The organism is Streptomyces sp. NBC_00287 (genome assembly GCF_036173105.1).
Taxonomy (GTDB): Bacteria; Actinomycetota; Actinomycetes; order Streptomycetales; family Streptomycetaceae; genus Streptomyces.
In genome coordinates, this window is record NZ_CP108053.1 from 5,649,564 (window position 1) to 5,661,821 (window position 12,258).

Below are 12,258 nucleotides of genomic sequence, written 5' to 3' on the forward strand. Positions count from 1 at the left end.
GGAGCCGGTCCCCTCGGGGACAGCTCCGGGTTTTCTCCGGGTACGTGCCCGGTGCCGGGAAAGCCGGTTCGGCGCATGATGGAGGGACTCCGACCGGTGCGGGGAGGTGCTCCATGACGCAACCCGTGTGGCCGTCCTGGCAGGGCGGCAGTCCGGCCATGCTCGCCTCGCACGCCGACCGTGAGCGTGCCGTGGATGTGCTGAGAGCGGGGTTCGGCGAGGGCCGGCTGGAGCAGCCCGAGTTCGAGAAGCGGGTCGCGCGGGCGTACGCCGCCCGTACGGTGGGGGAGCTGGGGCTCCTCGTCGCCGACCTGCCCAACGGTCCCGTACCGCAGCAGTCCGCGCCCTTCATCGCCGTATCGCAGCCTCGGACGAACGGGAAAGCGGTCGGGTCCGCCGTGTGCGGGGTGCTGTGTCTGGCCAGCTTCGGGCTCACCGGCATACCCGCCGTCGTCCTGGGGCACTCGGCCCGCGCCGAGATACGGCGGACCGGGGAGGGCGGCGACGGGCTCGCGCTGACCGGGCTTGTGCTGGGCTGGCTGTCCACCGGTGGGTGGGTCCTGTTTCTGACGGTGCTGATGGTGGCCGCCGCGGTCTCCGGATGATGCCGGGATTCATGGATTCGAAGATCAAATCCGGCGGGCGGTCTTGACATGGCACGTGCTGTGACGCAGGTGCGGTCCATTTGTTTTGACCGCAGCGAATGAGGTAGGTACGCTCAGACCTTGTGCCTGGGGTGTGCCCTGGCTCTCGTGCGTGCCTTCAAACCGCATAGCGAGCTGTGAGCGGCCACCGTAATCTGTGCTCTTTTCGCCTTGCGGCGGGAGTCCGCCGGATTCGACACACCCGACCGCGTGGGTCGGCGACGTTCCAGGTTAGCTTCACCATTCGGCACACAGAAACCGGAGAAGTAGTGCCTACGATCCAGCAGCTGGTCCGGAAGGGCCGGCAGGACAAGGTCGAGAAGAACAAGACGCCCGCACTCGAGGGTTCCCCTCAGCGTCGCGGCGTCTGCACGCGTGTGTTCACGACCACCCCGAAGAAGCCGAACTCGGCCCTGCGTAAGGTCGCGCGTGTGCGTCTGACCAGCGGGATCGAGGTCACCGCTTACATTCCGGGTGAGGGACACAACCTGCAGGAGCACTCCATCGTGCTCGTGCGTGGTGGCCGTGTGAAGGACCTGCCGGGTGTTCGCTACAAGATCATCCGCGGTTCCCTTGACACCCAGGGTGTGAAGAACCGCAAGCAGGCCCGCAGCCGCTACGGCGCCAAGAAGGAGAAGTAAGAATGCCTCGTAAGGGCCCCGCCCCGAAGCGCCCGGTCATCATCGACCCGGTCTACGGTTCTCCTCTGGTGACCTCCCTGATCAACAAGGTTCTCCTGAACGGCAAGCGTTCCACCGCCGAGCGCATCGTCTACGGCGCCATGGAGGGTCTGCGTGAGAAGACGGGCAACGACCCGATCATCACGCTGAAGCGCGCGCTGGAGAACATCAAGCCGACCCTCGAGGTCAAGTCCCGCCGTGTCGGTGGTGCGACGTACCAGGTTCCGATCGAGGTCAAGCCCGGTCGTGCCAACACGCTCGCGCTGCGCTGGCTGGTCGGTTACTCCCGCGCCCGTCGCGAGAAGACCATGACCGAGCGTCTGCTCAACGAGCTTCTCGACGCGTCCAACGGCCTCGGTGCCGCTGTGAAGAAGCGCGAGGACACGCACAAGATGGCCGAGTCCAACAAGGCCTTCGCGCACTACCGCTGGTAGTCGCAGTCCACATCGAGACCGAGAGAAGACTGAAGCCTTATGGCTACCACTTCGCTTGACCTGGCCAAGGTGCGCAACATCGGCATCATGGCCCACATCGACGCGGGCAAGACGACCACCACCGAGCGGATCCTGTTCTACACCGGCGTTTCGTACAAGATCGGTGAGGTCCACGACGGCGCTGCCACCATGGACTGGATGGAGCAGGAGCAGGAGCGTGGCATCACGATCACCTCTGCTGCCACCACCTGTCACTGGCCGCTGGAGGACGTCGACCACACCATCAACATCATCGACACGCCGGGCCACGTCGACTTCACCGTCGAGGTGGAGCGTTCGCTGCGCGTGCTCGACGGTGCGGTGACGGTGTTCGACGGCGTCGCCGGTGTTGAGCCCCAGTCCGAGACGGTGTGGCGTCAGGCGGACCGCTACGGCGTTCCGCGTATCTGCTTCGTCAACAAGCTCGACCGCACGGGCGCCGAGTTCCACCGCTGTGTGGACATGATCTCGGACCGCCTGGGCGCGCAGCCGATCGTCATGCAGCTCCCGATCGGTGCCGAGGCCGACTTCAAGGGCGTCGTCGACCTGGTGACGATGAAGGCCTTTGTCTGGTCCGCCGAGGCCACCAAGGGCGAGATGTACGACGTCGTCGACATCCCGGACACCCACACCGAGGCTGCCGAGGAGTACCGCGGCAAGCTGCTGGAGTCCGTGGCCGAGAACGACGAAGAGATCATGGAGCTGTACCTGGAGGGCCAGGAGCCCACCGTGGAGCAGCTGTACGCCGCGATCCGTCGTATCACCATCGCCTCCGGCAAGGGCACGGGCACCACGGTCACCCCGGTGTTCTGCGGTACCGCGTTCAAGAACAAGGGCGTTCAGCCCCTGCTCGACGCGGTCGTGCGCTACCTGCCTTCCCCGGTCGACATCGAGGCCATCGAGGGCCACGACGTCAAGGACCCCGAGCTTGTCGTCAAGCGCAAGCCGTCCGACGACGAGCCGCTGTCGGCGCTGGCGTTCAAGATCATGAGCGACCCGCACCTCGGCAAGCTCACCTTCGTCCGGGTCTACTCGGGCCGCCTGGAGTCCGGCACCTCGGTGCTGAACTCCGTCAAGGGCAAGAAGGAGCGCATCGGCAAGATCTACCGCATGCACGCGAACAAGCGTGAGGAGATCGAGTCGGTGGGCGCCGGCGACATCATCGCCGTCATGGGTCTGAAGCAGACCACGACCGGTGAGACGCTGTCCGACGACAAGAACCCGGTGATCCTGGAGTCCATGGACTTCCCGGCGCCGGTCATCCAGGTCGCCATCGAGCCCAAGTCGAAGGGCGACCAGGAGAAGCTCGGCGTCGCGATCCAGCGCCTGGCCGAGGAGGACCCGTCGTTCCAGGTCCACTCGGACGAGGAGACCGGCCAGACCATCATCGGTGGTATGGGCGAGCTGCACCTCGAGGTGCTGGTCGACCGTATGCGCCGTGAGTTCAAGGTCGAGGCCAACGTCGGCAAGCCGCAGGTCGCGTACCGTGAGACGATCCGCAAGGCCGTCGAGCGTGTCGACTACACGCACAAGAAGCAGACTGGTGGTACCGGCCAGTTCGCCAAGGTGCAGATTGCGATCGAGCCGATCGAGGGCGGCGACGCCTCGTACGAGTTCGTGAACAAGGTGACCGGTGGTCGTATCCCGAAGGAGTACATCCCTTCGGTCGACGCCGGTGCGCAGGAGGCCATGCAGTTCGGCATCCTCGCCGGTTACGAGATGACCGGCGTGCGCGTCATCCTGATCGACGGTGGCTACCACGAGGTCGACTCCTCCGAGCTCGCCTTCAAGATCGCCGGTTCGCAGGCCTTCAAGGAGGCCGCGCGCAAGGCCAGCCCTGTGCTCCTTGAGCCGATGATGGCCGTTGAGGTCACCACGCCCGAGGACTACATGGGTGAGGTCATCGGTGACATCAACTCCCGCCGTGGCCAGATCCAGGCCATGGAGGAGCGGGCCGGTGCCCGCGTCGTGAAGGGCCTCGTGCCCCTCTCGGAGATGTTCGGTTACGTCGGCGACCTGCGCAGCAAGACGTCCGGCCGCGCCAGCTACTCCATGCAGTTCGACTCCTACGCCGAGGTTCCGCGGAACGTCGCCGAGGAGATCATCGCGAAGGCCAAGGGCGAGTAACGCACCGCGTTCACACGCTTTAGGCTTGACTCCGGAGCCTCGTGGGGCATTCCACCGCAATCGTGGTGAGAGTGCCCCCGGGCCCGGGCTTTCCAGCAAAGATCACCTGGCGCCGATGAAGCAAGGCGTTCAGAACCACTCCACAGGAGGACCCCAGTGGCGAAGGCGAAGTTCGAGCGGACTAAGCCGCACGTCAACATCGGCACCATCGGTCACATCGACCACGGTAAGACGACCCTCACGGCCGCCATTACCAAGGTGCTGCACGACGCGTACCCGGACCTGAACGAGGCCTCGGCCTTCGACCAGATCGACAAGGCTCCTGAGGAGCGCCAGCGCGGTATCACCATCTCCATCGCGCACGTCGAGTACCAGACGGAGACGCGTCACTACGCCCACGTCGACTGCCCCGGTCACGCGGACTACATCAAGAACATGATCACGGGTGCGGCGCAGATGGACGGCGCCATTCTCGTTGTCGCCGCCACCGACGGCCCGATGCCGCAGACCAAGGAGCACGTGCTCCTGGCCCGCCAGGTCGGCGTTCCGTACATTGTCGTCGCCCTGAACAAGGCCGACATGGTGGACGACGAGGAGATCCTGGAGCTCGTCGAGCTCGAGGTCCGTGAGCTCCTCTCCGAGTACGAGTTCCCGGGCGACGACCTGCCGGTCGTCAAGGTCTCGGCGCTCAAGGCGCTCGAGGGCGACAAGGAGTGGGGCCAGTCGGTCCTGGACCTGATGGCCGCCGTCGACGAGGCGATCCCGACCCCCGAGCGTGACGTCGACAAGCCGTTCCTCATGCCCGTCGAGGACGTCTTCACGATCACCGGTCGCGGTACGGTCGTCACCGGCCGTATCGAGCGTGGTGTCCTGAAGGTCAACGAGACCGTTGACATCATCGGCATCAAGCAGGACAAGACCACCACCACGGTCACCGGTATCGAGATGTTCCGCAAGCTGCTCGACGAGGGCCAGGCCGGTGAGAACGTCGGTCTGCTCCTCCGTGGCATCAAGCGCGAGGACGTCGAGCGCGGCCAGGTCATCATCAAGCCGGGCTCGGTCACCCCGCACACCGAGTTCGAGGCGCAGGCCTACATCCTGTCCAAGGACGAGGGTGGCCGCCACACGCCGTTCTTCAACAACTACCGTCCGCAGTTCTACTTCCGTACGACGGACGTGACCGGCGTGGTGACCCTCCCCGAGGGCACCGAGATGGTCATGCCGGGTGACAACACCGAGATGAAGGTGGAGCTCATCCAGCCCGTCGCCATGGAAGAGGGCCTGAAGTTCGCCATCCGTGAGGGTGGCCGGACCGTGGGCGCCGGCCAGGTCACCAAGATCAACAAGTGATCTTGAACTGACCCGGTAGGTCTCTGAAGGGGCCCGTACGACTTCGGTCGTACGGGCCCCTTTGCCGTTCCAGCCGTCCTTTGCTGTCGCGTCCGGTCCCTGAATGAAACCTGGCCGAACCTTGTGCGACGGATTTGCGAGGGTTCCGGCAAGGTCGCCCTGTGCGTGCCGGTAATGGTCTTTCCTGTGTCGGGCCAGAGTTTTTCCCGAGGACGGCCAGGTTTTCTGATGCACCAAGCGCGCGGCGGACTGTCGATGCCGCTGCCGAAGCAAGTCCCGCTCGCGGTGGCCGAACGCCCGCTGCAGCCCCTCCGTACCCGGCGGCTCTACGTCGTCGACGGCATCCGCCTGGTCGCGGCGCTGATGGTGGTGCTGCACCACTTCGCGGGCACACGGCGGGTGAACGAACCCGGCAACGCGGTCTGGAGCCGGCCGGTGTCGGAGATCATGCCGTCGGTCTTCCATGTCGCGGCCTACGGCTGGATCGGCGTCGAGATCTTCTTTGTGATCAGCGGCTTTGTGATCTGTATGTCGTGCTGGGGCCGGACGCCTCGCCAGTTCTTCGTCTCGCGCGTGATCCGGCTGTACCCGGCGTACTGGTTCGCGGTCCTGTTCACAACGGCCGCGCTGGTAGCCGTACCGGGCGTCTGGGAGCGGCTCCCCGTGCGGGAGATCCTGCTCAACCTGACGATGCTGCAAGCGGGTTCGGACGTACCGAATGTCGACATGGTCTACTGGACGCTCTGGTCGGAGCTGCGCTTCTATCTGCTCTTCCTGGTGGTCGTGGCCATGGGCCTGACCTACCGCAGGGTGATCGTCTTCTGCTGCGTCTGGGGCGCGGCGGCGATGCTCGCGCCGGTCTCCGACTTCCCGCTGCTGGTGCTGCTCGCCAACCCCGACGGCGCCTGGTACTTCATCGCGGGCCTCGCGCTCTACCTCATGCACCGCTTCGGCCAGGACCTGCTCCTGTGGGGCATCCTCGCGATGGCCTGGCTGATGGGCCAGCTGGAACTGGGGGAGCGCGTCGAGTACGAGGGCGTCTCCAGCTGGCGTGGCGCGGTCCTGATCTTCACGGTCTTCATGCTGGTCATGGTGGCGGTGTCACTGGGCTGGACGGACCGCATCCGCTGGAAGTGGCTGGTCACGGCCGGATGTCTGACGTATCCGCTGTATCTGACCCACTACATGGCCGGTACGGCGATCATCGGCCGCCTGCACGGCACGATGGACGCGCGTCTGTTGCTGGGGCTGCTGATCGCCGGGTTCCTGGTGCTGAGCTGGCTGGTGCACCGAGTGGTGGAGCGGCCGGTGGCGCGGGTGTTGAAGCGGGGGTTGGACTCTTCGTTTGCGAGGTTGCGGGCGGGGCGGTAACACCTGGCCGTCGAACGACCGTTCCCGGTATGTTCACGTGTGCATACGGTTGTTGGTGATGTGCACGTGACGGGGGTTGCGGTATGGCGGGGCATCGGCCCACGGATTGGCATGTCCTGGACCTGGACAAGGATCCGGTGCCGGGGGATCCGCAGCAGGTGCGGCAACTCGCCAAGAAGCTGCATGACTTCGCGGACGATGTCTCGGATGCGTTGCGGTTGGTCAAGGGCATGGCGGGGGAGGGCGCTCTCGCGGAGTGGGCGGGCAAGTCGGCGGATGTGTTCAAGGAGGACTTCGCCGATGTTCCGAAGAATCTGAAGAAGCTGAAGAAGTCGTACGAGTTGTGCGGCGATGCGCTGGCGGATTACTGGCCGAAGTTGGAGCGGGCGCAGGCGTTGGCGGACCGGGCGCTGGCCAGGGGCCGGGAGGCGCAGTCGGACCTGTCGTCGGCCAAGTCCCGTCTCTCCACGGCCGATTCGTGGGTGGGGCGGGCTGGTAAGGAAGCCGACAAGTACAAGGACGACCCGACCGGCAGCAAGTCCACCGACAAGCCGGACGAGGCGAAGGTCCGTGCCGCGACCCGGGATGTGCAGCAGGCGGAGGCGGCTCAGGGGCGGGCCAAGTCGGACGTGGCCGATGCGCAGGGCGCGTTGGACGCGGCGAAGAAGATGGCCGAGGACGCGCGCAAGATGCGCGAGGAGGCCGCCCGGACTGCGAAGACGAAGATCGACGAAGCCTCCGACGCGGGGATCCAGAACCGGTCGTGGTGGGAGGACATCGGGGACTGGTTCGTCGACAACTGGGACACCATCGTCGCCGTGTGCAAGGTCGTCGTGGCCGTGGTTGGCGTGATCGCGATGATCATCGGTGGGCCGATCCTGGCCGCGATTGTGCTGGTCGCCGCGCTCGTGGTGCTTGCGGACACGCTCTACAAATACTCCCAGGGCCGGGCATCCCTATGGGATGTCGGCCTCGCCGCGCTGGACTGCATACCCGGCATGAAGGGCCTGACCACCCTCGGCGGACTCGCCAAGGGCCTCAAGGCCTTCGGCAAGACCGGTCTCAAGGGCATGGCCCTCGGCGTCAAGGGCCTGGGCAAGGGAGCTCGGGGTCTCGGCCGGCAGATGAAGAAGCTCATCACCCGGGGCGACCCGGTCGACATGGCCACGGGCGAACTGGTCATGTCGGCCACCGATGTCTCGCTGGACGGCATGCTCCCGCTCGTCCTCGAACGGCACCACCGCACCGGCGTCCGCAGCGGCCGCCTGCTCGGCCGTACCTGGACCTGCACCCTCGACCAGCGGCTCCTCCTCGACGCCACCGGCGCGCGGCTGGTGGTGGACGACGGCATGGTCCTGCACTATCCGGTCCCGGAGGCGGACGCCCCGGTGCTGCCGGTCGAAGGCCCGGCATGGCCGATGAGCTGGGACGGCAGTCCCGACGGCGAGATCACTGTCCACCGAGCCGACACCGCCCGGACCCTCCGCTTCCGCCGCCTGCCCGGCCGTTCCGCTGCCGAACTGCCGCTGGCCGCGATCAGTGACCGCCACGGCAACACGATCACCGTCGAGCATCGGGCCGACGGCACCCCCTCCGCCGTCGTCCACCACGGCGGCTACCGCGTCGGTGTGGAGTGCGAGCACGGCCGTATCACGGCCCTGACCCTGGACAGCCACCCCGAGCGCCCCACCCTGATCCGCTACGGCTACGACGAGCAGGGCCGACTGGCGCAGATCCGCAACTCCTCCGGGCGCCCGCTGCTGTTCTCCTACGACGACCGGCACCGCCTGAGCCGCTGGGAGGACCGCAACGGCTACTGGTACCGCTTCGACTACGACGACGCCGACCGCTGTGTCGGCGGTCGCGGCGCGGACGGCCGCCTCAACTGCCGCTTCGAGTACGACGAGGAGACGCACCGCACCCTCGCCGTCGACTCGCTCGGCAACACCACTGCGTTCCAGTTCAACGACGCCTACCAGCTGGTGGCCGAGACCGACCCGCTGGGCCACACCGTCCGCCAGGAATGGGACAGGCGCGACCAGTTGCTCAGCCGCACCGACGCCCTGGGGCGCACCATGCGCCTGGAATGGGACGCCCGCGGCAACCTGAGCGCGGTGACCCTGCCCGACGGATCCCGCTCCACGGCCCGCCACAACGACGACGCCCTCCTGGTCGAGCTGGTCGACTACGACGGCTCCGTGCGGCGCCAGGACTGGGACGAGCGCGGCAACTGCGTCGCCCTGACGGGCCCGGACGGCGGCGTCACCAGGTTCGCCCACGACAGCACGGGCGCCCTGACCACGCTGACCGATCCCTCGGGGGCCGTGCACCGCTGGGAGAACAACGCCGCGGGCCAGCCGATATCGGCGACCGATCCGCTCGCCGCCGTCACCCGGTACACCTACGACGCCTACGGCCGCGCCCTCGCCATCATCGACCCCCTGGGCGCGACGACCGCCATGTCCTGGACCGTGGAAGGCCTCCTCGCCTCGCGCACCGCCCCGGACGGCGCCACGGAGACCTGGGCGTACGACCCCGAGGGCAACTGCGTCCGCCACACGGATCCGCTCGGCCGCGAGACCCGGCTCAGCTACGGCGGCTTCGACCTCCTGGCCTCCCGGACGACGCCGGACGGAGCGCGGCACACCTACGCCTACGACACCGAGCTGCGCCCCTCGACCGTCACCGGCCCTCAGGGCCTCACCTGGGAGTACGCCTACGACCCGGTCGGCAACCTCGTCTCGGAGACGGACTTCGACGGCCGTACCGTCGGGTACGCGTATGACGCCGCGGGCCAACTGGTCAGCCGTACCAACTCGTTGGGCGGAACCGTGGCGTTCGGCTACGACGCCGTCGGCAACCAGACGGTCAAGACCGTCGACGGCCGGACCACCACCTACGCCCACGACCGCGCGGGACGCCTGCTGCGCGCCGCGGGCCCCGACGCCACACTCACCTACGCCTACGACCACGCGGGCCGCGTCACCTCCGAGGCGATCGACGCCCGGGCCCTCGTCACCGACTACGACGCCATCGGCCGCCCCGCCCGCCGGGTCACGCCGTCCGGGACCGTCACCACGTACACGTACGACGACTCGGGCAACCGCACCACCCTCAGCTCCGCCGGCCGGACCCTCACCTCCACCTACGACCCGCTCGGTCGCGAGACCACCCGCCGGCTCGGCGCGGCCGGCCCCGCCCTGAGCCACACCTGGGACGGTGCGGGTCGCCTGACCGGCCAGACGCTCACCGGCCCCGGCGCCCGGGACATCCTCAAGCGCCAGGTGTACGCCTACCGGCCGGACGGCCACCTGGCCCGGCTGGAGGACGCGGCCACCGGCCGCCGCACCTTCGATCTCGACCCCATGGGCCGGGTCACCGCGGTCCACGCGCCCGGCCGCACCGAGTCGTACGCCCACGACCCGGCGGGCAACCAGACGCACGCGGCCTGGCCGGACGGCTACCCCGCACCGGAGGCCCGCGGGGACCGCACGTACACCGGCCAGCGCGTGACCCGGGCGGGATCGGTCCACTACGGCTACGACTCCGCGGGCCGGATGATCGAGCGGCGCAGGACGCGGCTGTCGCGCAAGCCGGACGTCTGGCGCTACACCTGGGACGCCGAGGACCGCCTGACCTCGGTCATCACGCCCGACGGCACACTCTGGCGCTACCTCTACGACCCCTTGGGCCGCCGGATCGCCAAGCAGCGGCTGGCCGCCGACGGCGAGACCCTCGTCGAGGAGACCCGCTTCGCCTGGGACGGCGCCGATCTGGTCGAGCAGACCACAAGGCGCCCCGGGGCGGGGGAGGAGACCACGCTCACCTGGGAGCGGGACGGGGTGCACCCGGTCGCCCAGACCGAGCGCACGGCTCTGGCGGATGCCCCGCAGACGTTGATCGACGAGCGGTTCTTCGCCATCGTCACGGACCTGGTCGGCGCCCCGACCGAGCTGGTCACGGAGTCGGGCGAGATTGCCTGGCGCGCGGACGCCACCCTGTGGGGGCTGACCGCCGGGGACCCGGGCGCCGACGCCCGGACACCGTTGCGGTTCCCGGGGCAGTACGACGACCCCGAGACGGGCCTGTACTACAACCTGTTCCGCTACTACGACCCCCTGACCGCGGCCTACACCTCCCCGGACCCCCTCGGACTGGCCGCGGGCCCCCACGCGCGCCAGTACGTGCTCAACCCGCTGCACTGGATCGACTACCTCGGCCTGCTCAGCTGCCGGCAGAACGCCCGGCGGCTGCGCCGGAACATGCGACTGGAAGGGCGCCCGGTGGGGCGGGGCCAGGCCGCGGCGCACATCGTGCCGTCCGGCGGGTCAGCCGGCCACTGGGTGCCGGGAGCCCGCAGCCGCCAGCTGCTGGACCGGTACAACGTCGACATCAACGACGCGGCCAACGGCATCCCGCTGGGACACCCGAGTCCGCACAACTTCACGCACCGACAACCGTTCCTCCAGCGCGTCAACCAGCACCTGGACGCGCTCGTCCAGGACCGGACCGCCCGAGGCTTCGGTGACCGGGCGATCCGCACCGAACTCCGCAGGGAGTTGCGATCCATCGGTCGGCAGATCGAAGCTGAGCTCAGCACCGGAACCCCGTCGCCAAGCGCCTACTGGACGGCACCATGAACCTGAATCCGTTGTCCGTCTACCGTCTGCTCCCGAGCCTCACCGATCTCCGGACCATCCTGTTCGGCCCATCGCTCAGGAAAGTCATCCGCTGGCAGATCAGTGGCTCCGTCACGGACCTGCCCACCTCGCTGACGGCCGAGTGGGACGGCAATCCGCGGCTGCCGGAGTCGGAGTTTCCCTCCGGGTATCCGGAGGCGCCCGTGCTGAGCCGACGGGTCGCCGAAGAAATGCGGGACGACCTGCTGAAGGCGGGTCGTTTGGTGCCGGTGGAGATGGAGGGGGGCGAGGGGAACGCGTATTTCTTCTACGCCGTCGAAGCGGTCGTCGACTGTGTGGACACCGTTCACTCCTCCAAGCCGAAGCGGACGACCGGGGAGATCAAGAAAACCGTCTTCCGTCCGGACGTCCTGCCCGCCGAGCTGCCCGCCTTCCGCGTGCCGCAGTTCCCTGGCGCCGTCTACTGGAACGGCTGGGCCGTCGAGCGGCTCAGGGAGATCCTCGGCGAGGCCCTCGAGGCCCGCCTGATCTGGTCCGAGGATCCCGCGCTCAGCCCCCATCCCAACCCCTGGGGCTTCTGACGTCGCGCGAGCCCCGGGTTTGACCTGCGTCACTCCCGGGGTATTGTCTCCGGCTCGATTGGCCAGGGCCCTGCCCCATATGGCAGACTGTCGGAGTTGCTCGGTCGAGTGTTGATGCTGCACGCCTCCCGCCGGGAGGACCGGAAGCGAGTCCCACAGTACTCGTCGCCCTAACTGCCTTCGGGCAGCACTGGGGCGGACGTACGGGAATCTTTCGGGAAGTGTCAGTGCGGCACCGGCCAGGCACCCGGTGGGTCTTCACCCCCGGCTTGCGGTTCCGGAAGGGCCGTGCTTTCCCAGCAGGGAAGTTCCAGAGATGGGACATCTGTGTCGGCGAGAGTGCGACACGCCCGACCGCGTGGGTCGGAGGTGGAAGTGTTCGGAACACCGGG

At 67.8% G+C, this 12,258-nt stretch carries 8 protein-coding genes; all 8 read left to right on the forward strand.

The window, feature by feature from the left end:
* The first annotated feature begins 113 nt into the window (after positions 1-113).
* The 8 genes from OHT76_RS25850 to OHT76_RS25885 all read left to right on the forward strand — a co-directional run bounded on the left by OHT76_RS25850 (position 114) and on the right by OHT76_RS25885 (position 11,866).
* Positions 114-605: a DUF1707 and DUF4190 domain-containing protein gene (locus tag OHT76_RS25850; RefSeq protein ID WP_328873248.1), complete on the forward strand. Its 492-nt coding sequence runs from the start codon at positions 114-116 to the stop codon at positions 603-605.
* Positions 606-913: 308 nt separating this feature from the next.
* Entirely contained in the window at positions 914-1,285 is a 372-nt protein-coding gene (gene rpsL, locus OHT76_RS25855; protein ID WP_003948652.1) for a 30S ribosomal protein S12, read from the forward strand.
* 2 nt (positions 1,286-1,287) lie between these two features.
* On the forward strand, positions 1,288-1,758 hold the full coding sequence (rpsG, locus tag OHT76_RS25860) for a 30S ribosomal protein S7 (protein WP_003992340.1): 471 nt from the start codon (positions 1,288-1,290) through the stop codon (positions 1,756-1,758).
* 39 nt (positions 1,759-1,797) lie between these two features.
* A complete protein-coding gene (gene fusA, locus OHT76_RS25865; RefSeq protein WP_328873249.1) occupies positions 1,798-3,924 on the forward strand; it encodes an elongation factor G in 2,127 nt (708 codons plus the stop codon).
* A gap of 156 nt (positions 3,925-4,080) precedes the next feature.
* Positions 4,081-5,274 carry an elongation factor Tu gene (tuf, locus tag OHT76_RS25870; RefSeq protein ID WP_217237702.1) on the forward strand — a complete coding sequence of 398 codons (1,194 nt, stop codon included), beginning with the start codon at positions 4,081-4,083 and terminating at the stop codon, positions 5,272-5,274.
* A 228-nt stretch (positions 5,275-5,502) separates the two neighbouring features.
* Complete coding sequence (locus OHT76_RS25875) at positions 5,503-6,645, forward strand: acyltransferase family protein (protein ID WP_443049835.1); 1,143 nt, start codon at positions 5,503-5,505, stop codon at positions 6,643-6,645.
* A gap of 83 nt (positions 6,646-6,728) precedes the next feature.
* Positions 6,729-11,285 carry a DUF6531 domain-containing protein gene (locus OHT76_RS25880; RefSeq protein WP_328873250.1) on the forward strand — a complete coding sequence of 1,519 codons (4,557 nt, stop codon included), beginning with the start codon at positions 6,729-6,731 and terminating at the stop codon, positions 11,283-11,285.
* Positions 11,282-11,866, forward strand: coding sequence for a hypothetical protein (locus OHT76_RS25885; RefSeq protein ID WP_328873251.1), 585 nt, complete (start codon positions 11,282-11,284; stop codon positions 11,864-11,866). The genes OHT76_RS25880 and OHT76_RS25885 overlap by 4 nt, the downstream gene beginning before the upstream one ends.
* Positions 11,867-12,258: the final 392 nt, after the last annotated feature.